The organism is Clostridium senegalense JC122, from assembly GCF_000285575.1.
GTDB classification, from domain to species: Bacteria; Bacillota; Clostridia; order Clostridiales; family Clostridiaceae; genus Clostridium_J; species Clostridium_J senegalense.
In genome coordinates this window covers 192006-218465 of record NZ_HE611054.1, presented here as the reverse complement: position 1 = coordinate 218465, position 26460 = coordinate 192006, and the positions used below count along the sequence as shown (strand labels likewise).

Here is a 26460-nt window from a genome sequence, read left to right as displayed (position 1 = left end):
TATTTTTATAAATTTAGATAAATGGCTAATTTCTAGGAGGAAAAAATTATGTATGATGTAGTTATAGTAGGAGCAGGAATTATAGGCGCGTCTGTTGCTAGAGAGCTTTCAAGATATGACTTAAAAGTTAAGGTGTTAGACAAAGAAAATGATGTAGCTAATGGAACTACAAAAGCAAATAGTGCAATAATCCATGCAGGATATGATCCTAAAAATGGAACAATAATGGCAAGAGTGAACGTAAAAGGAAATGAAATGTTTGAAGATATATGTAAAGAATTATCAGTTCCTTTTAAAAGAAATGGTTCATTAGTTTTAGCTTTTTCAGATGAAGATTTAGAAAATGTTAAAGAGCTTTGCGAAAATGGAACTAGAAATGGTGTTAAAGATTTAAAAGTTTTAAATAAAGAAGAAGTTTTATCTATGGAACCTAATATAAGTAAAGAAATAAAAGGGGCATTATATGCACCAACAGGTGGAATTGTAGGACCATGGGAATACACAATAGCATTAATGGAAAATGCAGTAGTAAATGGTGTAGAACTTCAATTAAATTCTGAAGTAACTTCAATTGAAAAAGATGAAAATGGATATAAAATATATGTAAATAATGAAAAAGAGCCGATATGTGCTAAATATATTGTTAATGCAGCTGGTGTTTATGCAGATAAGATTCACAATATGGTTGGAAGTGCTGATTATGATATTATTCCAAGAAAAGGTCAGTACTATGTTATGGATAAGAGTCAAGGAAGTCTTGTTGAAAAAACAATTTTCCAATGTCCAAATAAACTAGGAAAAGGTGTTTTAGTTACTCCAACAGTTCACGGAAACTTATTAGTAGGACCAGATGCACAGGATATAGAAAATAAAGAGGATGTTTCAACAACTTCAGATGCTCTTACTTTTGTAAGGGATAAAGGGGTTTTATCTGTTGAAGGAATTTCTTTTAGAGATGGAATAAGAAACTTTGCAGGACTTAGAGCGTATTCTACAAGACCAGATTTTATAGTAGAAGAAGCAAAAGATGCTAAAGGATTTATTGATTTAGCAGGAATGAAGTCACCAGGACTTTCTTCAGCACCAGCAATTGCTTTAGAGGCAATTAAATTATTAAAAAATACTGGATGTAGCTTAAAAGAAAAAAAGAGTTTATAAAAGAGCGTAAACAAATTAATTTTATGGAACTATCAACTGAAGAGAAAGCAAAGGTAATAAAAGAAAACCCAGCTTACGGTAGAATAATCTGTAGATGTGAAAACATAACAGAAGGAGAAATTTTAGATAGCATAAAAAGACCAGTGGGAGCTACAACTTTAGATGGTGTTAAGAAAAGATGTAGACCAGGTATGGGAAGATGTCAAGGCGGTTTCTGTGGTCCAAGAGTACAAGAAATTTTAGCAAGAGAGTTAAATAAAGATTTAAAAGATATAGTTTTAGATAAAAAAGGCTCTTATATTTTAACAGGTGAAACTAAAAGAAAGTAGCAGGAGGATTTGAAGATGAATTACGATTTAGTAGTTATAGGTGGAGGTCCAGCAGGACTTGCAGCAGCAATAGAAGCATACGATAATGGCGCAGAAAAAATATTAGTTATAGAGAGAGATAAAGAACTTGGCGGAATATTAGAGCAGTGCATACACAATGGTTTTGGACTTCACACTTTTAAAGAAGAGCTTACAGGTCCTGAATATGCTCAAAGATTCATAGATTTATTAAATAATACAAAAGTAGATGTAAAACTAGATACAATGGTTTTAGATATTACAAATAAAAAAGAAATCCATGCTATCAACTCAGAAGATGGCTATATGGTTATAAATGCGAAGGCTATAGTTTTAGCTATGGGTTGTAGAGAAAGAACTAGAGGAGCAATATCTATACCTGGAGATAGACCAGCAGGAGTATTTACAGCAGGATCTGCTCAAAGATATGTAAATATGGAAGGATATATGGTAGGAAAAGATGTTGTTATATTAGGTTCTGGAGATATAGGACTTATTATGGCAAGACGTATGACTTTAGAAGGAGCTAAGGTTCATGCAGTAGTAGAGCTTATGCCATATTCAAATGGATTAAATAGAAATATAGTACAATGTCTAAATGATTATGATATACCATTATATCTTTCACACACAGTTACAGATATAAAAGGTGATGGAAGAGTTGAGTCTATAGTAATATCACAGGTAGATGAAAATAGAAGTCCTATAAAAGGAACTGAAAAAGAATTTAAATGTGATACGTTACTTCTTTCAGTAGGTTTAATTCCTGAAAATGAAATATCTAAAAATGCAGGAATAGAGCTTGATAGAAGAACAAACGGTCCAGTTGTAAATGAAATGATGGAAACTAGTATAAAAGGAATATTTGCTTGTGGAAATGTTGTTCATGTTCATGACCTTGTTGATTTTGTTACAGCAGAAAGTAAAAGAGCTGGAGCAAATGCAGCAAAATATATAAAAAATGAAATAAAAGATAGTGAAAACTATATAGCTATAAAAAATGGCAATGGAATAACTTATACAGTTCCTCAAAAAATAAGATTAGAAAACATTGATAAAGGAATAGAAGTATTTATGAGAACTAATGCAGTTCAGCATGATGTTTCTATAAAAGTTAAGGCTGGCGATGAAGAGTTATTAAGTTTTAAGAGAAAACATATGGCACCAGCTGAAATGGAAAAAATAATGGTTCCTAAAATGAAGCTTGAGGGAATTGCAACAAATGAAATAACAATATCTGTAGAGAAAGAGGCGTAATTTTATGGTTAAAGAATTAATATGCATAGTATGTCCAAGAGGATGTCACTTAAGTGTAGATATAGATAATGATTATAAAGTAACAGGAAACTTATGTCCAAGAGGGGCAGAGTATGGAGTTAAAGAATTAACAGCGCCAACAAGAGTTGTTACATCAACAGTTAAAGTTAAAGGTGGCGTTCATAAAAGATTGCCAGTAAAAACAAATACAGCTATACCAAAAGAGTTAAATATAAAATGTATGGAGCTTTTAAATGATATAGAAGTAGAAGCACCAATTAAGGTTGGAGACGTAATAGTTAAAAACATTTTAGATACTGGCGTAGATTTAATAGCTACAAGAAATATGTAATAAAAGTAATTTCATTTAAATTGAGGATTGAGATAAAAAATTTAATGCTTTTTTATAGTATTAAACTTTAAAAATCAATTCTCAATTTTTATTTTATAGAAATTTACAGAATTTATTTTCCAATTGGGGAAAATAAGACAAAAAACTACAAGAAAATTAACCCAAATGTCACAAAAATGTCAAAAATAATTGATTATTGTTATATATTAAGTTATTATTTTATATGTACAATTTTTTTAAACACGCATTTTTGCTTACTTTATAGGGCATTTAAGTTGGGCATAATTAAATAAATAATAAAGTCAATATTCTCGCCTATTTGCCGAGAATACTTTGTCGATAAAATCCATACATAGCCCAACTATGAATGGATTTCATCTTCTTGTCTAGTGACAAATATGCTTCGAATCTTTGACATCTTATTTTTTATATGCTTTATTTTTTTCATATATTGAAGTTTGAAATTTAATTTATACGTGTAATTTTATTAATTAAATAATTAGTATTGACCTTGAAATAGATAAAAAGTTAACGATTATTTTATCCAATATAATACTTATTTGGTACCAAATATTAAATTTTTTCAAGTATAAATTAGGTTTTAAAAATATAGGGATACAATGGTTAATTTAAATATAAAAGTGTAATCCTAAAAAGAGCGGAATTTAAATGTAGTTGTTTAAATTTATCAAAAATTCAAATGAAATAATTTTACATATTGGCTTTAGAAAATATAGATTTGGTTATATATAGGGGAACAAGTTCGAATTTAAATTTATTCAATAATCTTAAAGTGTTTTTATACAAGATGAATTGTTGAATTTTAAGTGAGTAGGGGCATGTCTCACTATTTTAGGTATCAAAGTTTTGGAATGGATAATTTTAAAAGTCAACTTAGAACCTTATAGATTTCAAAATTAAAATTTGAAATCTATATAAATCTATAATATAAATTATATTAAAATAAGTTACTCAGAAAATAGTATTTTAAGTGTTCAGGAGGAAAATGATGGGTAAGGATAATAATTCATATGTATTGGTACTTGGTATGTCAATCATAGATATTTTGGGATTTTGCGGAAATAAATATAAAGCATGTGATTCCATACCAGGAAATATTAAAATATCATTTGGAGGAGTTTGTAGAAACATAGCAGAAAACTTAGCTAGAGTTGGTGTAGATACTCAATTTATATCTGTTATAGGTGATGATAAAAACGGAAAAGATATAATAGAGCATTCTAAACAAATTGGATATTGCATGGAAAATTCTTTAATGTTAGAGGATAGTAGTACACCTACATATATGGCTGTTTTAAATGAGCATGGTGAAATGGTATCTGCTGTAGTTGATATGGAGAGTGCAAACAAACTAGATAGCAAATTTATTGATTCAAAGGCGGATGTAATTAGAAATTCGGAATACACAGTATTAGATTCAGACAATCCAGAATTACTTAAATACATATTAGAAACTTTTAAGGGTGAAACTAAATTTATATTAGACCCTATATCATCAGCAAAAGCGGCAAATATAAAGCATTTAATACCATACTTTCACACTATAAAACCAAACAGATTAGAAGCAGAAGCATTATGTGGATTTAAAATTAAGAATATGGAAGATGCTAAAAGAGCTGGTAAATTCTTATTAAACCAAGGTGTAGAAAATGTATTTATTAGTTTAGATGTTGATGGTGTTTATTATTGCAATAATAATTGTTGTGGACTTGTAAAGAGTGAACAAGTTGAAGTTAAAAATGTTACAGGGGCAGGAGATTCCTTTGTATCAGGTATAGCATACGGTTATATGAATAATTTATCTATGGATGAAATAGTTAAAGTGGCAATAGCTATGTCAGTAATAACTATAAGACATGAAGAAACTATAAATCCTAACATGAGTATGGAGTTAGTTGAAAAAACTATAAAAGAGCTACAATGGCTATAGGAATAATTTTTAATTATATATTTTTTTATTAATACAAGGCATATGATTGATTATGCCTAAATTCAGCCTCAAAATAAAACTTTTATTTTGAGGCTTTTTATTATGGTAAAATTATCTTAAAAACATACAATTTTTGTAATGAAGGTAATATTTTATTTGGATAAAATATAAAAATCTATAAGAGTCTCTAAATCAATTTTTAATGAATAGCTTATTTAAATTTTTTATTATTATATAGTAATAAATTAAAAGAAAAGTGGTTTATTAGAATAAAGTGGTTTAGCTTTACGCACATATTTGTTTCCCTATAATATTGGGCATAGTGTTTGTAATTTTTAATTGTAATTAAAATATTAGTATTTAAAACAATTGAATCATATATGGAAAAGCAGGAAATAGACAAAAGTAAAATTATGTTTAAAGGTTTTATGAGAGATTGGACATGTAGAGAATATATAATAGATTTATATGGAGAAAGTAGCTCAATAAGATCTTTAAATAATAAACCTTACAATGAATGTAAGTATAATATCAGGTCACTATAATATAAAATTAACTTGTAAATTAGGATAAAGAGAATGAATGAGAGGTGCCTATTTATGAATTATACAGAAAAAATATTAGAAGTCAGAGACTTACATAAATCTTATAAAAAAGTCGGTATTCCTACAAAAGCATTAAATGGTATTACTTTTGATGTTCTTCCCGGAGAATATTTAGGAATTATGGGAGCTAGTGGTTCGGGAAAGACAACATTACTGAATTGTATTGCTACGATTATTAAGCCAACATCCGGTCAGATTTTACTTTCTGGAACAAATATCAGTGCTTTTAACGGTAATGAACTAGCTATGTATCGTGGTAATAAAATTGGATATTTATTTCAGGACTTTGCTTTGTTGGATAATTTAACTGGGAGAGAAAATATATTGCTTCCCTTATCCATACACAACGCAGACGCATGCTTATCTGAGAAAAAATTAAACGATATTGCAAGTTTCCTAAAAATCACAGATGTACTTTCTAAATTTCCATCGCAAATGTCTGGTGGACAAAAGCAACGTGTAGCAGCAGCCCGCTGTTTAATCTCTGACACGGATATTATTTTGGCAGATGAGCCTACCGGAGCATTAGATACGAAAGCAGCAAGGCTTCTAATGGAAAAACTTCAAGAAATTAATCAAATAAAGAATAGAACAATTTTAATGGTAACCCATGACCCTAATGCAGCAAGTTTTTGTTCCAGAATATTATTCATACAGGATGGTAAGATTTTTCATGAGTTGCGTCGACAAATTCCAACGGAAACAAGAGATGAATTTTACGACCGTATTTTACAGGGAATGGCTCAAATGGGAGGAGGAAGTGCGAATGTTCTTTAATCTGGCGTGGCGCAATGCAAAAAGAAGTCGAGATGAAAATCTGATTTATTTTCTCACAATGGTAACAGCTGTGGCGGCATTTTATATCGTTCTTTCTTTAGGGCAACAAGATGTCATAAGATTTTTAGGAGAATTTGAAAGTGATGCTGTAGATAGATTGCTGACAACAGTGCTGCCGATGGTTTATTTGTGTGGGTTATTGTTTGTATTTTTCCTTGTTATGTTTGCAAATAAATATAAACTTGAATGTCGTAGCCGGGAATTAGGACTTTATTTGATGTTTGGTATGAAAAAGCAACATCTGTTCTTTCAACTTATGATGGAGGGGGTTATTACATCTCTTTTAGCTCTTTGCGGAGGAATTATTTGTGGTGGCTTTTTATCAGAAATCATCAGTCTTGCCACTGCACGTTTGGTTGGGCAAGGAGTAATTGCACACCAATCCAGTTTTTCTATGGTTGCAGTTGTCTGGACAGTGATTGGACTTTTGCTAATTCAGGCATTAACTTTGTTTATCTTAGGTGGAGAAACTTTGAAACAAGAAGTTTACCAGTTGCTTTATGGAGAAATAGAAAAAAAACAAGATACTGGAAAAGTAGGTGGTGGTTTTTTTACATTACTTGCTGGTGTTGTATTTTTAGTTGTAGCATATTGGGTTATTTTAAAGCATTTTTTTATCGGAAATCTTGTTGCTGTGATTTTTGGTATTGTAGGGACACTTTTTTTTATTCGAGGGTTGGCGAGACTATTAAGTCTATTTGCCAGTTCTGTTAAAAACAAAGCGACAAAGGGACTTTATACGTTCACTTTACGACAGTTACAAGAAAATATTGTAAGCAAATATATTTCAGTCAGCGTAGCATCTATTTTGATGATGCTTACAATTATGTTAATTGCTAACGGTTTGGTCAGTATTATTTCGAACATTGATAAGTTGAGCAGGAGTTCTTCTATTTATGATTTTACTGTGATGGGCGATGATAAGATGGTAGAACAATATCTTTCTTCTGAAAAGATGAAACCTTATGTGGCACATTTGAACCGTATTGAAACAGGAAATATGAGAAAACCTGGGACCGATGGCATAAATTCTTTTGTGGATTGGACGAAATTTAGAGAAGAAGTTGTGCAGCATTTACCACCAGATGTAGTAGATCCTGATACACAAGGCGCATTAAGCTATACGATTGGTCCTGATAATCCTCCGGCATTAAATATCTTAGGAATTATTAGTACTGATAGCTCTACACCATATTTAATTCCAGTATCTACATACAATAGACTACTGGAAGCATCCGGTGAAGTTCCTTTGACACTTGGTGAGAATGAAGCAGTATTCTATATAAACCCTGACTTCCGTGGTTCTGCGCAGAAAGACGAATTTTCAATGCTGAATGAAATTTCATCAACTGCAAAATCCACGAATACGCCGCTTCTTTCTATTGATGGTGAGCCATTCTTTTTTGTTCCATCTGTGCCTATGAAAGGTCTGACTGCTGACGAAAATATCCTCATTACTAAAGCATTGATTGTTTCAGATGAAGTATTTGAAAAATATGTAGACCCTGATACTTGCATGGTTTATTGGAACTTCTGTATCCCAGAAGAAATGGCCAATGCAGATGGCTTAATGAAATCAATTATGGACGCAAATCATTTATTGAAACCATCTGGCTTCGTTTATGAAAGCTACTTGAACAATTTTGGGCGTCAGTTGTTTTATGTGATTTCAGAAAGTTATACGACTTTATATATGGGATTTATGTTTTTAATTATCGCTTGTGCGCTTCTCTCTTTACAATTTTTAACACAAATGCATGCAACTAAAAAAAGATATTTAACGTTGTCAATGTTAGGAGCAAATCATGAGCAAATGAAAAAATCAATAAACAAACAGGTTATGTGGTATTTCTTGATTCCTCTTTTATTAGCGTGCATAAGCGGTTCTGTTGGATTGTATGCTATGCAAAAACATCTTCATTCTTCCCAAACTACGATTGGACAGTCCTATCCACTTATGTTTATAATGGCAGTTAGTGTTATTCTTGTATTGGTAATTTATGCAGTAGCCGTTGCTCGAACAGCAAATCGTGAAATAGGAAAATTAAAATGGAAGACAAATTCCTAAATGACTGTGTATACTGCTATTGTAATAAAGAGAGGAGGAGGTTTTATTGACTAGGGTTATTGTGGTTGAAGATGATATATACATGAGGGAGGAGCTGATTTATCTTTTAAATAAATCAGGATATGAAGCGTTGCCAATATCAAATTTTGAAAATGCAGTTTCTCAAATACTTGAACTTGCTCCCGATTTAATATTACTTGATATAAATTTACCTTATCAATCAGGCTTTGAAATCTGCAAATCACTAAAGTCCAAAGGTATTGGCAATATATTGATATTGACTGCAAGAGATAAATTGCAGGATGAATTGCACGCGTTGGGATTAGGCGCAGATGATTATTTAACAAAGCCGTGCAACATGGAACGCTTGTTAGCTCGTATCAAAAATCTGTTGCGTAGAACCTCAAAAAATGAACAGCAAGGTTTATTAAATGGTGGAAATTTTAGGATTGACCCCAACACTTTTACAATTTATATTGGCAAAAATTCTTATATTTTACCACCAAATGAGGGAAAGCTATTGCTTACCTTATTGATTAATAGTCCTAATATCGTCACAAGGTCTGAATTGTGTCATGCTATCTGGAATACGAATGAATTTATAGATGAAAATGCACTACAAGTGAATTTCACTCGTTTACGAAAAACATTGCGAAGTTTTGGTATTGATAATCGCATTGAAACAGTGCGAGGACAGGGGTATAGATTAAGAGAGTGGGTGAACTTATGAAAAAAATACATACTATTTTCGCCCATATTTCTTCTTGCAAGATTTGGTTGATTTCATTGATTTATGTTGATATTTTATTTCTGTTTTTTGCATGGGTGGCGTATCCGGGAGATTTTCTTAAACTTGCCGGTCTTATGTTTTTTGTTATTTTATCTGCATTTATCATACCACTTACGCTTATCATTAGAAAACGTAAAAAAGAGAACGTTGCATTCCAAAATTTTTTGCTAGAACCGGATGAAACAAATGAATATTTGTTAAGTGAAATCACTTCTGCATCACTACGTCCATACATCCATGAGATTGGTCAGTATTTAAGAGAAAAGCAAGTGGAAGTGGATAAGCGAAATACACAGGTTATAGATTATGAGAATTATATCGAAAACTGGGTACATGAAATCAAAAGGCCCTTATCACTAATGACATTGTTATTGGATAATCGAAAAGATGAAATATCTCCCCTTGTTCACACAAGAATGTTATATGCTCGTGACTATATCAGGCAAGACGTAGAACAAATTCTTTATTTTTCCCGTCTGGGTGCTGTGCACAAGGATTATTATTGGGAACCGTTGTCAATTCTAAATGTATGCATGGAAGCTGTTGAGGATAATTCTACGCTTTTAGAAGAAGCAGGCTTTCATATTGAATGTTCAGATGAAGATTATGAGGTTGTATCTGATCAAAAAGGGCTTATGTTTATTTTAGGGCAGATAATCAGCAATAGTGTGAAATATCCAGATAAAGAAGTTTCTCCTTTGCTTCGTTTTGAAGTGAAAGAAGATACAGATACAGGGCAAATTGTTTTGTATATCAATGACAATGGTTTAGGTATACCACCATCTGATTTGCCGTTTATCTTTGATAAAGGATTTACAGGGGTTACGGGAAGCTATTTGAGTCGATCTACGGGAATGGGATTGTATTTGGTTCAGAAAATGGCTGATGATTTGAATATTAGAGTAAATGTTCAATCACATAATTTAGGATGTGACAAAGGCACAACCTTGTCATTGATTTTCCCAAAAGTACAACAATCATTGAAGAGGAAAAAGAATTTAGAATAAATGATAAAAGTATTATTTCACGAGTACAAAAGCTTATTAAAGATAAAAAACTAAAAAAGGTTGGGTATGAAAAAGATTTTTATAAAAATTTAATTATGAAAATATAAAATGTAATTTCAAAAGTGTTAGATTTAAAAGCCAATATACTATAGTTATATTATAAAGTAACTATTAGATGTTGGTTATTTTTTTATAAAAATTTACCAAGAATAATTTTAGTCACTAATTTGGAATCCTATAAATATAGTGAAACAAGTTCCAATTTAAATCTATTCAATAACTTTAAAGTATTTTTATATAAGATGTAGTTTTAAATTTAAAATAAATTTTCAAAAAAACGTTGACACTTTTGAGGGTAAAGGAGTATTATAATATTAACATATGAACAATTATTCATATGTTCATAGTTTGGAGGTGAATGTTTTGAGTAAAAAACAATTAGTTTTAGAGAATTTACATTGTGCTAATTGTGCTTCAAAAATAGAAAATAAAATAAAAGAATTAGATGATATAAAAGATGTTACAGTTAATTTTATGACTAGAAGTCTCCTTTTTGAAACAAAAGATGAAGATTCAAATGAAGACACCTTATTAAAAATAAAAAAATAGTAAATAAAATAGAACCGGACGTAATTATTAAAGAGGATAAAAAAACTATTCCTTTAAAGCCAACGTTGAGTGCAAAAAAAATAGAAATTATAAAGACTGAGAATAATAGTTGTTGTAGTAGAGATAACCATGAGCATAATCATAAAGAAGATTGTTGCAGTGGACATGACCATGGTAGTAATTGCTGTGGTGGACATGATCATAATCATGACATTATTAATAAAATACAACCGAAAGAAATAAAAAATAATAAAAAAGAGTTGATTTTAGAAGGTTTAGATTGTGCTAATTGTGCTTCGAAGATAGAAAATAAAACAAGAGAAATTAAAGGTGTTAAGGCAGCAAATTTAAATTTTATGAATAAGACTTTAGTTTTTCAATATGATGAGGAAGAAAACATTCCAATAATTTCAGAGGAAATAAAATCAATAGTTAAAAAACTAGAACCACAGGTTAAAGTTTTAGATAAGGAAACTATAGAAAAAAATAATAGTGGTTTAAAAAAAGAAAAAAGCTCTATATATAAAGAGCATAAAAAGGAAATTAATAAATTAATATTAGGCGGAGCTATTTTTCTTATAGGTAATATATTAAATTTAGAAAATAATATAGAGTTAATTATATTTTTAATAGCTTATGTTATTGTTGGTGGAGAAATTGTTTTAAGAGCGGTTAAAAATATAGCTCGAGGTCAAATATTTGATGAAAACTTTTTAATGACAATAGCAACAATAGGAGCTTTCATAGTTGGACAATATCCTGAAGGTGTAGGAGTTATGTTATTCTATCAAGTAGGTGAATTGTTCCAACATATAGCAGTAAACAATTCACGTAAGTCAATATCAAGTCTTATGGATATTAGGCCGGATTTTGCTAACTTAAAAAAAGGTAATGATATAGTTGTTGTATCGCCAGAAGAAGTTAATATAGGAGAATATATAGTTGTAAAACCTGGAGAAAAAGTACCACTAGATGGAGTTGTAGTTGATGGAACTACAATGGTAGATACTTCAGCATTAACTGGAGAGTCAATGCCAAGAACTATTGAAAAAGAGGATGAGGTTTTAAGTGGTTTTATAAATCAAAGTGGTGTTATAACTGTTAAAGTAACTAAACCTTTTGGAGAATCTACTGTAGCTAAAATACTTGATTTGGTTCAAAATGCAGGTAACCGTAAGGCAAAGGCAGAAAACTTTATAACTAAGTTTGCCAAATATTATACACCAATAGTTGTTATATCAGCAGCCTTACTTGCTATTATTCCACCGTTATTTGTTGAAGGTGCAACATTTAGTGATTGGGGATATAGAGCATTAATATTCTTAGTTATTTCTTGTCCATGTGCACTTGTTATTTCAATTCCATTAGGATTCTTTGGAGGAATTGGTGCAGCATCTAAAAATGGAGTTTTAATTAAAGGAAGTAACTATTTAGAAATATTAAAAGATATAGAAACAGTAGTTTTTGATAAAACAGGAACTCTTACTAAAGGAGTATTTAATGTAACCACTGTTAACAGCAGTAATAATTACGATAAAGAAAAAGTATTAGAATATGCAGCTTATGCTGAAAGTTTTTCTAATCATCCAATAGCAAAATCAGTGGTTAATGCTTATAAAAAGGATATAGATAATTCTAAGATAGAAAAACATGAAGAGATTGCTGGACAGGGTATTATTGCTTATGTTGAAGGCAAGAAGATAGTTGCTGGAAATATTAAAATAATGGAAAGCAATAATATAGAATTTAGTAAGGTTGATACAGTAGGAACAGTAATTTATGTTGCAATAGATAAAGAATTTATAGGTAGCATAATTATAGAAGATACAGTAAAAGATGATGCAAAACAGGCAATAGCAAAGCTGAAATCAAATGGAGTAAAAAATACAGTAATGCTTACTGGAGATAATGAAAAAGTTGCATTAAAAGTTGGAAAAACTTTAGGTTTAGATAAGGTTTATTATGAACTATTACCTCAAGATAAAGTTGAAAAGTTAGAGGAAGTAGATAAAGCTAAATCTAAAAATAAAAAAGTTGCATTTGTTGGTGATGGAATAAATGATGCTCCAGTTTTAGCAAGAGCAGACATTGGAATAGCAATGGGTGGACTTGGTTCTGATGCAGCAATAGAGGCAGCAGATGTTGTTATAATGACAGATGAACCATCTAAAATAGCTACAGCGATAAATATATCTAAAAAAACAAGAAAAATAGTTGTAGAAAATATAGTATTTGCATTAGGTGTTAAAATAATAGTTTTAATACTAGGAAGTTTAAGAATGGCAACAATGTGGGATGCTGTATTTGCAGATGTAGGTGTGGCTGTACTAGCTATATTAAATGCTATGAGAGTAATTAGATATAAAAAATATTAAAATAATGTTGTGTTAAAAAAGCACTCCTTTAAAAATAATTTTAAAGGAGTGCTTTTTAATTTTGTTTTGGATAAACTAAAAGTAAAGTTTTTAAAGATAAAAAAATATTTGTTAAGGTAGTTTAAAGGAAGCAGTACTATAATTATTATATTATAAAATTTTTTAGGAGTTGAGGGGAGAATATGATAAAAGTATTACTTGTTGAGGATAATATAAAGATAGTTGAAAACATATTAGAATATTTTAAAAATGATGTGGAGATAGAGTCTGTATATAATGGCTCTGATGCTATAGAGTATTTAAATGCCTATTGTTATGATGTGGTCATATTAGACTTAATGCTACCAGAAGTAGATGGTATGGGTGTATTAAATTACATTTCTAAAAAGAGTTTAAATGTAGGAGTTATTGTATTAACAGCAAAAGAAGAATTAGGAGATAAACTTAAAGCTTTTGATTTAGGTGCAAACGATTATCTTACAAAACCTTTTTATATGGAAGAATTAAAGGCTAGAATTAATGCTATTTTAAAAAGTATGGGAAAGATAAAAAATTCTAACATACTTGAACTAAAAGATATGGAAATCAATATGAAAACTAAAAAAGTATATATAGAAGATAAAGAAATAGAACTTAATGAAAAGCTATATAACCTTTTAGAGTATTTAGTTATCAATAAGGGAGTGGTGCTTTTTAAAGAACAAATTTTTGATAATATATGTGGATATGATAGTGATGCATCAACAGAAATTATTGAAGTTTATATGAGTAGATTACGTAAAAAACTAAGTGGTTTTGGATATGATAAATATATTATAACTAAAAGGGGAATGGGATATTTAATTGACGAAAGTATTGGAGAGTAGAATGAAAAGAAAAGATATTTTTCGTAGCACTAAAAGAAAAGTAACACTTATAAGTACAGTTATAGTGTTTGGTTGTTTATTCATTTTTGCAATAATAACTACAACTTTATACAAATCAAGAGTCTTTACTAATATAGATGATCAGTTGTATGAACAAAAAAATGCTGTAGATAAATATTTAAATAGCAAAATTCATGAAGGAAACTTCTTATTTAACCAAAAAGAAAATAAATTTCCACCACCAATGTTACCTAAAGTAATAACTATTGTATATGTAGGGGAAGAAGTATATTATATCAACCCTAATCCTTATTTTGATGCAAGTGTATTACCAAATTTTAAAGATAATGTAGATAATGATGTGCAAAAGATAAATCATAATGGATATGAATTTCGAGGAATTACTTTTAAAAATCGTGAATTTACAACACAATTACTCGTTAATGTAGATTCAGAAATACAATCAATGTCGCAATTGAAAACTTCCATTATACTTAGTTTAATGCTTTTAATTATAGTAGCATTAGTTTTATCATATATCCTTTCATCAAAAATAATAAAGCCTGTAAAGGAAGCTTATGATAAACAAGTGTTCTTTGTACAAGATGCTTCACATGAAATGCGTACTCCTTTAGCTGTAATTAAGGGAAGGTTAGAAATTATAGCAAATTCATGGGTTCAAAGTATGGATAAAGATTTTGAGCATATTTCTAAAATTATGAGTGAAATTAAAAGTCTTGAGAAGTTAACCAGCGATTTATTATTACTATCTAAAGAAGATATTGATGTAAATATTAATGTTACAGAATTTAAGCTTAATAGTTTAATTAGTGATATAAGTGAGTTTTATATGGATTTAGCTGAATTTCAAGGTAAGAAGTTTTATATAAATAAACCTATTGAGCATATAAAAGTACGATGGGATTATAGCAAGGTAAAAAGAATGATTATAATACTTCTTGAAAATGCCTTCAAGTATACTGAAAAAGGTGGAAGTATAGTCTTAACATTTGAAGAGATAAATAAGGCGATAAAAATAACGGTTAAAGATAACGGGATAGGAATTAAGGAAGAGGAACAAGAACGTATATATGATAGATTTTTTAGAAGTGCATATGTAAGAGGGAAAAATATAAATGGAAGTGGAATTGGGCTTAGTTTATTAAAGTCTATATCAAACACTTTAGGAATAAAAATTAAGTTAACATCTACATATAAAAAGGGAACTGAATTCGTATTAATTGTGCCTAAGAGAATAAAATAAAGAATTAAAGATAAAGCATTCTAATGGAAAAATTACCAGTAGAGTGCTTTATTTTTTATTGTAACTGTTAAGGAAATATTAAGGTTCACTATATAGAATAGGTATTGTTAAGAGATTGGAGGTGTTGAATTTATGGCTGAAAAGAAGTTTAGACACGAGCTTAAGCATTATATAAACATGTCAGACTATATGGCTATCAAAAATAGGTTAACTCAGATTATGAGGTTAGACAAAAATGCTAACCAAAATAATGAATATAAAATTAGAAGTCTTTATTTTGATAACTTAAATGACAAAGCTTTAATGGAAAAGATTAATGGAATAAATCGTAGAGAAAAATTTCGTATAAGATTTTACAACGATGATTATTCATTTATTAAGCTAGAAAAAAAGTCTAAAATAAATGGGTTATGTGGAAAAGATAGTGCAAAAATAACAAAAGAGCAGTGTGAGAAAATAATCGAAGGCGATATTGAGTTTTTAAAGCATAGTAATACACCATTATTTGTGGAATTATATGCAAAGATGAAAGGTGATTTGCTAAAACCTAAAACTATAGTGGATTACACAAGAGAAGCTTATATATACCCAACAGGTAATGTAAGAATAACCTTTGATAAGGATATAAGAACTGGAATTCATAGTAAAAGTATCTTTGATGCAAATGTACCTACTATAAGCTCTATAGATAATACTTTTGTAGTGCTTGAAGTTAAGTATGATGAATTTTTACCAGAAATAATACAACATATCATACAAACTAATGACCGTAGAGCAACTGCTATTTCAAAGTATGCTGCATCTAGAATATATGGTTAAATTATTTATTAAAAATTTTTATAAGATATAAGGAGGAAATATGATGGGAGAACAAAGTATCAATTTTGGAGACATTTTTAAATCAAGTTTCATTGAAAAAATGAGCGCAGTATCAATTTTAGACATGTTAATTGCAATGGCTCTTGCATTTGTAATAGGACTTTTCATAATGCAAGTTTATAAAAAAACATTCAAAGGGGTTATGTATTCAGCAAACTTTGGAATGTCACTAGTAGCACTTAATTTAGTAACAACATTAATTATATTAGCAGTTACATCTAATGTAGTTCTTTCTCTTGGTATGGTTGGTGCTCTTTCTATTGTTCGTTTTAGAAGTGCAGTTAAAGAGCCAATGGATATTGCTTTTCTATTTTGGTCAATAAGTGAAGGTATAGTATTAGGAGCAGGACTTATTTCATTAGCAGTAATAGGAGCAATTTTTATAGGAATCGTTATGGTTTTATTTTCCAACAAAAATACAGTTAATAACCCATATATATTAGTAGTTAATTGTGAAAATGATAATAGTGAAAAGAGTGTACTTCAATTAGTATCAAAGAGTGTTAGTAAATATGCAGTTAAATCTAAAACAATTTCACCATCAAATGGAATTGAAATGACTGTTGAAATTAAGCTTAAAAATGCTACGACAGCTTTTGTTAATGAAGTATCCAATATTCATGGGGTTTCAAATGTTGTTTTAGTAAGTTATAACGGAGATTATATGGCTTAAAGGGCTAAGTATGTAGGGGGAAAGCTTGAATTTAAGGAAGTGAAACCTGAGTTTAGGATGTAAAACAAACTAAAGATATATTCAAAATGCACAGACGTAACAAATGGGACAGGCACGAATAGTGTAGTTCCATAAAATAGAGAGTAGCTCTTATAATTTAATTACCGTAAATAAAAAAGTTAGTCAGTCCCTTAGTTAGTTAAGAGTTAAAAATTAATAGTTAAGAGTTTAGGATGAAACTGGAATCCAGTTTCTTTGGAATTGTTAGGGACAGGCTTTGATTTATTAGGTGAAAAATACAAAATTAGGAGAGCATCAAGTGTTAGCGAAGAAAATAAACTTACCGTGCCTATCCCATTTGTGATGGAGACAATACTAGGGGCAATTGCTTGTTTAAAGGTTTCACTAAAACCAAAATAAGGGTACTGGTTCTTTACTCATATTATTATGGGAATACAGTAATTGTGGAATCTACAGTTAAAGGGAAGAAAACAGACACAAATGAACCTGTCCCACTTGTTGTGGAGCTAATACTGTAAGGAATTAATTGTTTAGACGTGTTGCCAAAACTGAATAATGGGGACCGACTTCGAGTACTATTGGAGAGAAACTAAAATCAGCAAAAGTATCTAGCCCAAAGAATAGTAAAGTAGCCAATTACGCGTCTGTCCCTCTTGTGACGGAGGCAAAACTTTTGGTGATTGCTTGCTTAGGAGTTTTATTTTTGTAGATTCAAAAAATACGTTCAGTATTACTAGGAACGAAGTGAGTAGTAATAACCGCAACTATTCACTTTTAACTGAGGAAGCTGTTAACTATTAATATAAATTTAAATTTGAGCTTGTTTGACTATATTTATAACAAGGTGGTGATATAGGGTGATAAATGAAAAAAATAGTGGATATGTATCTATAATAACTATGATACTAACAGTAATGTTCATTGTAGTTTCAATAGTATTTGTAAATCCAAATAGTAGTAAGGTAACTTCAAATTCCACTATTACTGATGTTTTAGATCAAAACAGTATAACAGAAATAGATATTAAAATAGATGAAAGTGATTGGCAATGGCTTTTAGAAAATGCCACAGATGAAGAATATCGTAGTGCAGATATAACTATAAATGGAGAAACTTTCACAAATGTAGGGGTTAGACCTAAGGGTAATTCAAGTTTAAGCTCTGTAGCGAACGATAGTACTACAGATAGGTATAGTTTGAAAATTGATTTTGATCAGTATGTTGATGGACAAACTTATCATGGTATAGAAAAACTTGCATTAAACAATAATATATCAGATGCAACTTATATGAAAGAATATCTATCTTATGATATATATAAATTTTTAGGAATTCCAACACCAGAATATTCTTATAGCAACATAAAAATTAATGATGAAGACTGGGGATTATATTTAGGTGTTGAAGTTATAGATGAAAGATATATTGAAAAAAATTATGGAGAATTAGCAGGAAATCTTTATAAGCCAGAAACTATGGGCGTAGGAGCCAATAAAGGTGGAGAAAAACAAGATATGCCACAGATGAATGGTGATGAAAAAGGTGGCAATGTTCCTGATAAAGGACAAGTGCAAAATGACGGAAATATGGTTGGTGGAGAAAATCCAGAAGGTATGCCACAAATGCCTGCTGGCGGTAATATGCCAGATAATGCTAGCGGAGAAATGCCTAATGGTGGACAAGTAGATGGTAATATGCCAAATGGACAAGCACCTGAAAATAATGAGCAAAATAATACAAATGAAAATGGGGACAAGGATAATAATAAACAAGGAATGCCAGGAGGAATGCCTGGTGGAATGGGTGGAAATAGTAACGGTGCAGATTTAAAGTATACAGACGATAATGTAGATAGTTATTCTACACTTAGAGATAGTGCTATATTTAAAAGCACTACAGATGCAGAGTTTGAAAAAGTAATTGATATGATGAAGAATCTTAATGACGGAACTAACCTTGAAGATTATTTAAATGTTGAAGAAGTATTAAAATACTTTGCTGTAAATACATTCTTAGTTAATTTAGATAGTTATTCAGGTGGAATGTATCACAATTATTATCTTTACGAAAAAGATGGAGTATGTGAAATGCTTCCATGGGATTTAAATATGTCTTTTGCAGGATTTTCTGTAAGTGATGGTACGAAAGCAGTGAATTTTCCTATTGATTCGCCAGTTACAGGTAATTTAGAAGATGCGCCATTAATAGGAAAACTTTTAGAAGTCGATGAATATAAGGAACTTTATCATGAATATTTAGAAAAGATTGCTAACGAGTATTTTAATAATGGTACATTTGCAAATTCAGTTACAAATCTAGATAAACTAATTGGAGATTATGTAAAAACTGATGCTACTGCTTTCTTTACTTATGAAGAATATAAAAACTCTATCCCTGAGTTACTTACTTTTGGTGAAGATAGAACTAAAAGTGTATTATCTCAATTAAGTGGAGAGCAATCATCCACAGAATATGGAAATGTAAGTACAACATTAAATTTAAAAGCATTAGGTGAACAATCAATGGGCGGTGGCATGAAAGGTGATAATCAAAACCAAAATGCTAAAGATGGAGAAGTGAACGGAAATGGCATGCCTAATATGAATGACGATAATCAAAACAAAGATGATGGGAATGGAATGCCTAATATGAATGGCAATAATCAAAATCAAGGTGATAACAATGGTATGCCGAACATGGAAAATATGCAACAAGTTATGTCAATTATAAAAGGAAAAAGTGCAGATGAGCTAACGGATGAAGAAAAAGCACAGTTAGAGGAATTGGGCGTAGATGAAAGCATGATTAGCAAATTTCAAAACATGCAAGGCAATAATATGGGCGGACATAAAGAAATGCCAGGACAAACTGCGACTACTTCCCTTGGTAGTGATGCTATAATTTACGGAGCAGGATTAGTATTAGTACTACTTGCAATGTTATTTGTAACAACATATAAAAGAAAAAAATATTAAATTAAAGATAAGTTTAGTGTTTCTGATTTTAAGCAAGGACAGTTTTAAAATTTAAATTTAAAACTGTCCTTATTTATAGGTTTCCAAGTTGACTTTTAAAATTATCCATTCCAAAACTTGGATACCTAAAATAGTGAGATATGCTCCGAATCACTTAAAATTCAACACTGTATCTTGTGTGAAAATATTTTAAAGTTATTGAATAAATTTAAATTGGAGCTTGTTTCCCTATATATAACCTAATATATTTTATCAATCAATCTTTTTTCTTAATATGAATTTCTACAAAAACAAATAAAATTAAAATAATTAATACTGTAAATTTATAATAAAAATTTCTAATAGTTATATATTGGTTTAAAGAACTAATGCTAATACAAAAACAGATTAATGCAGATAAAGGACCCCAAATAATGAACATTTTGCCTAAAAGGCGATTACCTTCTTTTAGTTTACTATTGCTCTTTAAAGTCGTAGGAGTTTTAATCCCTATGTTACCGTTACTCCAATTGGAAGGGTAAAATTTAAGAATAAGACCAGCTAAAAGCATAAATAATGATACCCAATAATTAATTTCCATTTATCACACCTCGTTTTAATAAATATATTTATAGATTATAAAATATACTATATAAATGGGTATTATATACAATAATTAAATATACTTCAATGAAGGTCTTTTATAAAGATTATTATTTAAAAGTTTTATGAATTTAATTGCATAAAATTTATAAAATAAATCATCATAAGGTTATAAAACAATTAAAAAAGATTATTGTAAGGCATTTATATTTACAAGTTTTACATTATTTATATGATAAATCTTAATAAATTGTTACTATTTAATTAAATGGCTAAATATTAGTGGATACTTTGGTATAATTTATTGTATATACACTAAATATTTTTTTAAGGAGGTATTATGATTGAATTAATGATTGCTTGTGGATTAGTTTTATTAATCTGCATAACATCCAGCAAGGTTTTTTACAAGTTTGGAGTTCCAATGCTTTTAGTTTTTATTGTCCTAGGAATGCTATTTGGATCAGATGGTGTTGTAGGAATATATTTTGATAATTATGAGCTAACTAGACTAGTGTGTTCTTTTGCATTAGTTTTCATAATGTTTTATGGTGGATTCGGAACAAACTGGAAGATGGCAAAGCCCACAGCTATTCCATCAATATTAATGTCAACATTAGGCGTTATAGTAACAGCAGGTCTTACAGGATTATTTTGTAGTTTTGTACTTGGAATGAATCTTTTAGAAGGTCTGCTTATAGGTGCAATAGTAGCATCAACTGATGCTGCATCGGTATTTACAATACTCCGTGCACAAGAGCTAAATTTAAAGGGTTCATTAGCATCTTTATTAGAGGTAGAAAGCGGCAGTAATGACCCTATTGCATATATGTTAACTTTAGTTATATTAACATTGATGTCTAATTCAGGTGTAGGTAACATAGTTCCAATGGTATTAGCACAAATAATATTTGGATTATTAGTAGGAACTGTACTTGCAAAAGCATCTGTATTTATAATAAAAAAGGCAAATTTTGAAGTAGAAGGTTTTTACACTATATTTATAACAGCTATTGCATTACTTTCATATTCATTAAGTGAATTTATTGGAGGAAATGGATACTTAAGTGTATATATGGCTGGAATAATTATAGGTAATAGCAAAATACCACATAAAAAAAGTTTATTTCACTTTTTTGATAGTATTTCTTGGATAATGCAAATAGGACTATTCTTTATGTTAGGTCTTCTATCATTTCCATCCCAATTACCATACGTTATTGGAATAGCAACAGCAATATCAATATTTATGATATTTATTGCAAGACCATTAGCCACATTTATCATATTAAAACCATTTAAATTTTCAAATAAAGAAAAAGTTTTTATTTCCTGGGTAGGTCTAAGAGGTGCCGCGTCAATAGTTTTCGCCATTTATGCTGTAACTTATGGAGTGCCTATAGAAAGTGACATATATCATATAATATTCTTTATAGCACTATTCTCTGTAGCAATTCAAGGTACATTAATACCAAAGGTAGCACAGAAACTAGATTTAGTAGATAATAAAACTACGGTTCTAAAAACATTTAATGACTATAAGGAAGAAAAATGTACTGAAATTAAGGAGATAAGTGTTTCAGAAAATAACAAATGGGTAGATAAAACTATTATGGATGCAAATATTCCAGAAGAAATTCTAATAGTTATGATAAAACGAAAAGGAGAAATAGTAGTACCTAAAGGTTCTACTGTTATAGAAAGTGGAGATACTCTAGTTATGGTTAGTAACGGAGAAGAGTGTTTGTCATAATTTAAAAGAAAAGTTTAAAGGTAGATAGGGTCAAGTACTCAATCTACCTTTTACGTTTTACGTTATATGTATCTTTAAGTTTGAATTTGAATGGAGTAAATTTAAGATTTCAGAGAAAATCAAAAGTAAAGGTTAATAACAAAGTGTAGCACTGTAACAAATAGGATAGGCACCACCAATGTAACTTCATTAAATAAAAACCAGCTCTTTAAATTTTCTTACCATAAATAAAAAAAGTTAGCCAGTCCCCAAAGCAGTTAAGAATTAATAAATATATAACTTTAACTCTGAGGATTGTTCACTATAAAATACTTTTGAAGTTTTCCAAGAATTCTTCTGCAATTGGAGAAAGTTCAGAGGATATAGGCTTTATATAGCCAAAGGAACAAGTGATATCTTCATTTAAGTCGATGCTTTTAAAAGTTCCCTGAAAAGATTCTATGTTAGGCATAGGTGTCAGATTATCAAATTTAAATGTAAAGGTAATAGCATTTAAATCTTTAAGTAAAAATAATAGTGAACAATAATCATCTACTGATATTTTTTGTTTAAAATCGTCAAATTTAATTTGGTTTAGAAAAGACGAATATAAAAAATACTTGTCTGATATATTTAAGTGAGCCAAAGGGTATTTAAGTAAGTCACTTAGTGATACAGATGATTTTATAGATAATGGGTGGCTAGAATCCATGTATGCACATAACCTTGTATTAGATAAATGTATAAACTCTAAGCCATTCATTTTTAGTATATTATCTATTAAAAATTTTTGAGTATTAGGAATACTAATAAATCCTATATCACAATGACCATGATTAATGTTATCTATGATACTAAAAAAATCTGTTTGTTGTATTTTAAAATCTAATTCAGCGTCCCTATATTTTTTAATTAAATCAACAAGGGTGTAAAATACTGTGGAACTATATTGAACAGAAATAAAAAAGTTTATTGGTGAAATAGTGTTATTTTTTTTAGCTAATTTATTTATAGAATCCATAGAGGTGTTGATAGATTTAGCATGTTGTAAAAATATAGCACCTTCTTTAGTCAATTCTATGCCTCTAGGTAATCTTTTAAAAATAGTAAAGCCAAGTTCATCTTCTAAAGATTTTATTGATAAACTTAAATTAGGTTGGCTCATAAGTAACGACTTTGCAGCTTTGTTAATAGAGCCAAGTTTTGCAACTTCTATTATATAATTTATCTGTTCAAGCTTCATAAAATTCCCCTCCCTTTTTTAATTTCATATCAATAGTTTATACCAAATAATATAGTAATAAAACAAGTAATAAAAAAATGTATATAAGGAAACTTTATAACTATATATAAAAAATAAAGATTAGTTATATAACAGAAGTAGAAATATAATTTATATATAAGTTATTTAAAGGGTTCTAATATAAATTATCAGATGATAAAATTTAAGATTATTTCCCTATAAAAGCTTTATCCAAGCTAGAGTTTTTACTTGAAATTGTTAAATTACTAGTTCTTTAAAGGAGAAGATAAATATGAAGATGATAGATAGAGCTAAAAATATTGAAAAAGATATTATAAATTGGAGAAGATATATTCATAAAAATCCTGAAGTAGGATTAAATACACCAGCAACTCAAGAATATGTAAAAAAAGAATTAGAAAAAATGGGGATAGAATGCAAAACTTATAAAAACTGCTCAGGTATAAGTGCTGTAATAGGAAAGAAAGAAGGAAAGGTTATAGCATTAAGAGCAGATATAGATGCACTTCCTATTAAAGAAGAAACAGATTTTGAATTTAAATCCACTAATGGAAATATGCATGCATGTGGCCATGATGCTCATACAGCTATGCTTTTAGGAGCAGCTAAAATTTTAAAAGAAAATGAAGATATGTTAAATGGTAAAGTAAAACTTATATTCCAGCCTGGTGAAGAAATTGATGGCGGAGCTAAAGTTATGATTGAAGAAGGTGTGTTAGAAAATCCTAAAGTGGACGCACTAATAGCTCAACACGTTGCAATAGCTAAAGGTTTTGAATCAGGTAAAATAGCATTGAAAGAAAATCAAGTTTTAGCATCATCAGATAAAGTTTTTATAAAAATTAAAGGTAATGGAGGTCATGCTTCAACACCAGAGCTTTGTATTGACCCTATAATGGCATCTGCTCAACTTATAAATAATATTTATAGTATAGTTAGCAGGGAATTAAGTGCCACTGATTCAGTAGCTTTAAGCATAGTAAATGTAAAAAGTGAGCAACCAGAACACGCTGTTACTAATATAATACCTAATTATGTAGAAATGATGGCGTCAGTTAGATCTTTAGATAATAATTTAAGAGATTATATAAATGAAAGAATAGGTCAAATATTAGAATCTAATAGTTTATCTATGAGAACAAGCTATGAATATAAGTATGTATATGGCTATCCAGCACTTATTAATAACAATAATATGGTGAAACTAGTGGACAATACATGCAATGAATTATTAGAAAAAGGTTCCGTTGTAAAATTACCTAAGCCTGCTATGGGTTCTGAAGATGCAGCTTATTACTTACAACAGGTTCCAGGAGTATATTTTGCATTAGTAGTTGGTGATTTAGATAAAGAAGGTTATTATCCACTTCACAATCCTAAAATGAAACTTGATGAAGAAGTGTTATATAAAGGAACTGCTGTTTTAGCAGAAAGTGCTATAAACTATTTAAATGAAAAATAAAAAATTAACTAAATTTATATATAAGAGTATACTCCTATGAGTATATTCTTTTTTTATAATAAATTAATAGAAATGTCATTTTAACTCCTTATAATAAAAAGAAAAATACAAACACTAAATAATAGATAAATTTAACCTACAAACAAAAGAGTATTATAAAAGGAGATTAAAAATGGAAAAGATTTTTTTAGATGTAATAAAAAGTAGAAGGAGTGTAAGGGCATATAAAGATGAACAAGTAAAAGATGAACAACTTGAACTTATATTAGAAGGTGGAATGTGGGCTCCAAGTGGGATTAATCAGCAGTCATGGCATTTTACTGTGGTTCAAAATAAAGAACTGTTAAATGATATAAGCAATGAAACTAAAAAGATTTTACAAAAGGGTGAAAATGATTATTTAAGAAAGTTAGGTGAAAATGAAAACCTTCAAATATTTTATAATGCACCTACAGTAATATTAGTTTCAGGGGATGAAAAAGCTGCAACTCCTATGGAAGACACTTCAGCAGCAGTTCAGAATATGCTTTTAGTGGCAGAAAGTATGTCTATAGGAACTTGTTGGGTTGGAACAATACAAGGTTTATTTTCTCATCCACAATTAGGTGAAGTATATAAAAAGAAATGTAATATACCAGAAGGTTATAAAGTGTATCATGCTGTTTCAGTAGGATATAAAAAAATAGAAGGTCAAAAGGCTCCAAGAAGAAAAGAAAATAAGATAAATTATATAAAATAGATGTTTTATGAAATTACTTTAAAACAATATGTAGACATTTATAGAAAAAATAAATTAAAATAAGTAATATGAAATTTTTATAATACAAAAGAAGAAAATGTTTTTATAAAGCATGAGGAGGAATACTATGATTAACAAAATTGGAAAAATAACATTATATGTTAATAATCAGCAAGAGGCAGTAGAGTTTTGGACTAAAAAATTAAACTTTGTAGTTAAGTTTGAAAAGCAAATGGGACCTAATATGAAGTGGGTAGAAGTCGGACCAAGTGAAAATGAATTTACAACTTTTGTTTTATACGATAAAAACTTAATGCAATCTCAAAATAAAGAAGCTAGTATTTCTCATCCATCTATAATTTTAAGTACTAATAATATAGAAAAAACTCATAATGAAATGAAAGAAAATAATGTTCAAGTAGAAGAGATAATGAAAATGCCATATGGAAGTATGTTCTCTTTTAAAGATCAAGATGGAAATAACTATTTAGTTCGTGAAGATAACTATTAAATAAAATTATAAAAATAACAGTCTATTCGTAAGAGGGTAGGCTGTTTTTACTTTACACTAAAATATTTTTATAAAAAATTAAAAACTTTATAAAGTCTTTAAAATTAGTTGTTAATATACACATATCAGATAGAAA

General features: G+C 29.5%; 22 protein-coding genes and 1 pseudogene. 21 read left to right on the top strand and 2 right to left on the bottom strand.

Annotated elements, in window-relative coordinates:
* The first annotated feature begins 48 nt into the window (after nucleotides 1-48).
* From CSGHG_RS21255 to CSGHG_RS16935, 17 genes and pseudogenes are all read left to right on the top strand, one after another.
* Nucleotides 49-1487: pseudogene (locus CSGHG_RS21255) on the top strand (FAD-dependent oxidoreductase).
* A 15-nt stretch (nucleotides 1488-1502) separates the two neighbouring features.
* The gene (locus CSGHG_RS17005) at nucleotides 1503-2762 is read left to right on the top strand and encodes an NAD(P)/FAD-dependent oxidoreductase (protein WP_010298121.1); all 1260 of its coding nucleotides are present in this window, start codon (nucleotides 1503-1505) and stop codon (nucleotides 2760-2762) included.
* Between the two features lie 4 nt (nucleotides 2763-2766).
* Nucleotides 2767-3114 (top strand): DUF1667 domain-containing protein, encoded by a 348-nt coding sequence (locus tag CSGHG_RS17000; RefSeq protein ID WP_010298118.1) that lies wholly within the window; start codon nucleotides 2767-2769, stop codon nucleotides 3112-3114.
* 1009 nt (nucleotides 3115-4123) lie between these two features.
* Nucleotides 4124-5065 carry a carbohydrate kinase family protein gene (locus CSGHG_RS16995; RefSeq protein ID WP_010298115.1) on the top strand — a complete coding sequence of 314 codons (942 nt, stop codon included), beginning with the start codon at nucleotides 4124-4126 and terminating at the stop codon, nucleotides 5063-5065.
* Nucleotides 5066-5445: 380 nt separating this feature from the next.
* The gene (locus CSGHG_RS23425) at nucleotides 5446-5610 is read left to right on the top strand and encodes a hypothetical protein (protein ID WP_155844786.1); all 165 of its coding nucleotides are present in this window, start codon (nucleotides 5446-5448) and stop codon (nucleotides 5608-5610) included.
* Nucleotides 5611-5664: 54 nt separating this feature from the next.
* A complete protein-coding gene (locus tag CSGHG_RS16990) occupies nucleotides 5665-6447 on the top strand; it encodes an ABC transporter ATP-binding protein (RefSeq protein WP_010298112.1) in 783 nt (260 codons plus the stop codon).
* Nucleotides 6437-8575, top strand: a complete 2139-nt coding sequence (locus CSGHG_RS16985) for an ABC transporter permease (protein ID WP_010298109.1) — start codon at nucleotides 6437-6439, stop codon at nucleotides 8573-8575. Before CSGHG_RS16990 ends, CSGHG_RS16985 begins: the two co-directional genes overlap by 11 nt.
* 46 nt (nucleotides 8576-8621) lie before the next feature.
* Complete coding sequence (locus CSGHG_RS16980) at nucleotides 8622-9305, top strand: response regulator transcription factor (protein WP_010298106.1); 684 nt, start codon at nucleotides 8622-8624, stop codon at nucleotides 9303-9305.
* Nucleotides 9302-10372, top strand: a complete 1071-nt coding sequence (locus CSGHG_RS16975; RefSeq protein WP_010298104.1) for a sensor histidine kinase — start codon at nucleotides 9302-9304, stop codon at nucleotides 10370-10372. Before CSGHG_RS16980 ends, CSGHG_RS16975 begins: the two co-directional genes overlap by 4 nt.
* Before the next feature lie 423 nt (nucleotides 10373-10795).
* Nucleotides 10796-10981 carry a cation transporter gene (locus CSGHG_RS23645; RefSeq protein ID WP_010298102.1) on the top strand — a complete coding sequence of 62 codons (186 nt, stop codon included), beginning with the start codon at nucleotides 10796-10798 and terminating at the stop codon, nucleotides 10979-10981.
* 212 nt (nucleotides 10982-11193) lie between these two features.
* Nucleotides 11194-13356, top strand: coding sequence for a heavy metal translocating P-type ATPase (locus tag CSGHG_RS16965; protein ID WP_279232745.1), 2163 nt, complete (start codon nucleotides 11194-11196; stop codon nucleotides 13354-13356).
* A gap of 182 nt (nucleotides 13357-13538) precedes the next feature.
* Nucleotides 13539-14222 carry a response regulator transcription factor gene (locus CSGHG_RS16960; protein WP_010298098.1) on the top strand — a complete coding sequence of 228 codons (684 nt, stop codon included), beginning with the start codon at nucleotides 13539-13541 and terminating at the stop codon, nucleotides 14220-14222.
* Between the two features lies 1 nt (nucleotide 14223).
* A complete protein-coding gene (locus CSGHG_RS16955; RefSeq protein WP_010298095.1) occupies nucleotides 14224-15486 on the top strand; it encodes a sensor histidine kinase in 1263 nt (420 codons plus the stop codon).
* A gap of 132 nt (nucleotides 15487-15618) precedes the next feature.
* On the top strand, nucleotides 15619-16305 hold the full coding sequence (locus tag CSGHG_RS16950; protein WP_010298092.1) for a polyphosphate polymerase domain-containing protein: 687 nt from the start codon (nucleotides 15619-15621) through the stop codon (nucleotides 16303-16305).
* Nucleotides 16306-16348: 43 nt separating this feature from the next.
* Nucleotides 16349-17038, top strand: coding sequence for a DUF4956 domain-containing protein (locus CSGHG_RS16945; RefSeq protein ID WP_010298089.1), 690 nt, complete (start codon nucleotides 16349-16351; stop codon nucleotides 17036-17038).
* Nucleotides 17039-17293: 255 nt separating this feature from the next.
* Entirely contained in the window at nucleotides 17294-17458 is a 165-nt protein-coding gene (locus CSGHG_RS23420; protein WP_155844785.1) for a hypothetical protein, read from the top strand.
* Nucleotides 17459-17916: 458 nt separating this feature from the next.
* Complete coding sequence (locus CSGHG_RS16935) at nucleotides 17917-20034, top strand: CotH kinase family protein (protein ID WP_010298088.1); 2118 nt, start codon at nucleotides 17917-17919, stop codon at nucleotides 20032-20034.
* Between the two features lie 256 nt (nucleotides 20035-20290).
* Here the strand turns inward: CSGHG_RS16935 and CSGHG_RS25120 are convergent, their stop codons facing one another.
* Entirely contained in the window at nucleotides 20291-20584 is a 294-nt protein-coding gene (locus CSGHG_RS25120; RefSeq protein WP_412766369.1) for an SdpI family protein, read from the bottom strand.
* Nucleotides 20585-20956: 372 nt separating this feature from the next.
* Here CSGHG_RS25120 and CSGHG_RS16925 point away from each other — a divergent pair, with 372 nt between their 5' ends.
* Entirely contained in the window at nucleotides 20957-22369 is a 1413-nt protein-coding gene (locus CSGHG_RS16925) for a potassium/proton antiporter (protein WP_010298084.1), read from the top strand.
* A gap of 301 nt (nucleotides 22370-22670) precedes the next feature.
* On the opposite strand, the gene CSGHG_RS16920 is transcribed toward CSGHG_RS16925, so the two are convergent.
* Complete coding sequence (locus tag CSGHG_RS16920; RefSeq protein ID WP_010298082.1) at nucleotides 22671-23591, bottom strand: LysR family transcriptional regulator; 921 nt, start codon at nucleotides 23589-23591, stop codon at nucleotides 22671-22673.
* Nucleotides 23592-23883: 292 nt separating this feature from the next.
* On the opposite strand from CSGHG_RS16920, the gene CSGHG_RS16915 reads away from it, so the two are divergent.
* The 3 genes from CSGHG_RS16915 to CSGHG_RS16905 all read left to right on the top strand — a co-directional run bounded on the left by CSGHG_RS16915 (nucleotide 23884) and on the right by CSGHG_RS16905 (nucleotide 26324).
* Nucleotides 23884-25074 (top strand): M20 metallopeptidase family protein, encoded by a 1191-nt coding sequence (locus CSGHG_RS16915; protein ID WP_010298080.1) that lies wholly within the window; start codon nucleotides 23884-23886, stop codon nucleotides 25072-25074.
* A gap of 172 nt (nucleotides 25075-25246) precedes the next feature.
* Nucleotides 25247-25813, top strand: coding sequence for a nitroreductase family protein (locus CSGHG_RS16910; RefSeq protein WP_010298077.1), 567 nt, complete (start codon nucleotides 25247-25249; stop codon nucleotides 25811-25813).
* Between the two features lie 127 nt (nucleotides 25814-25940).
* A complete protein-coding gene (locus CSGHG_RS16905) occupies nucleotides 25941-26324 on the top strand; it encodes a VOC family protein (RefSeq protein ID WP_010298073.1) in 384 nt (127 codons plus the stop codon).
* Nucleotides 26325-26460: the final 136 nt, after the last annotated feature.

Bases quoted from the DNA above. Each gene is read 5' to 3' on its own strand.
- CSGHG_RS17005 (WP_010298121.1), top strand. From the start codon at position 1,503: ATGAATTACGATTTAGTAGTTATAGGTGGAGGTCCAGCAGGACTTGCA.
- CSGHG_RS17000 (WP_010298118.1), top strand. From the start codon at position 2,767: ATGGTTAAAGAATTAATATGCATAGTATGTCCAAGAGGATGTCACTTA.
- CSGHG_RS16995 (WP_010298115.1), top strand. From the start codon at position 4,124: ATGGGTAAGGATAATAATTCATATGTATTGGTACTTGGTATGTCAATC.
- CSGHG_RS23425 (WP_155844786.1), top strand. From the start codon at position 5,446: ATGGAAAAGCAGGAAATAGACAAAAGTAAAATTATGTTTAAAGGTTTT.
- CSGHG_RS16990 (WP_010298112.1), top strand. From the start codon at position 5,665: ATGAATTATACAGAAAAAATATTAGAAGTCAGAGACTTACATAAATCT.
- CSGHG_RS16985 (WP_010298109.1), top strand. From the start codon at position 6,437: ATGTTCTTTAATCTGGCGTGGCGCAATGCAAAAAGAAGTCGAGATGAA.
- CSGHG_RS16975 (WP_010298104.1), top strand. From the start codon at position 9,302: ATGAAAAAAATACATACTATTTTCGCCCATATTTCTTCTTGCAAGATT.
- CSGHG_RS16960 (WP_010298098.1), top strand. From the start codon at position 13,539: ATGATAAAAGTATTACTTGTTGAGGATAATATAAAGATAGTTGAAAAC.
- CSGHG_RS16955 (WP_010298095.1), top strand. From the start codon at position 14,224: ATGAAAAGAAAAGATATTTTTCGTAGCACTAAAAGAAAAGTAACACTT.
- CSGHG_RS16950 (WP_010298092.1), top strand. From the start codon at position 15,619: ATGGCTGAAAAGAAGTTTAGACACGAGCTTAAGCATTATATAAACATG.
- CSGHG_RS16945 (WP_010298089.1), top strand. From the start codon at position 16,349: ATGGGAGAACAAAGTATCAATTTTGGAGACATTTTTAAATCAAGTTTC.
- CSGHG_RS25120 (WP_412766369.1), bottom strand. From the start codon at position 20,584: ATGCTTTTAGCTGGTCTTATTCTTAAATTTTACCCTTCCAATTGGAGT.
- CSGHG_RS16925 (WP_010298084.1), top strand. From the start codon at position 20,957: ATGATTGAATTAATGATTGCTTGTGGATTAGTTTTATTAATCTGCATA.
- CSGHG_RS16920 (WP_010298082.1), bottom strand. From the start codon at position 23,591: ATGAAGCTTGAACAGATAAATTATATAATAGAAGTTGCAAAACTTGGC.
- CSGHG_RS16915 (WP_010298080.1), top strand. From the start codon at position 23,884: ATGAAGATGATAGATAGAGCTAAAAATATTGAAAAAGATATTATAAAT.
- CSGHG_RS16910 (WP_010298077.1), top strand. From the start codon at position 25,247: ATGGAAAAGATTTTTTTAGATGTAATAAAAAGTAGAAGGAGTGTAAGG.
- CSGHG_RS16905 (WP_010298073.1), top strand. From the start codon at position 25,941: ATGATTAACAAAATTGGAAAAATAACATTATATGTTAATAATCAGCAA.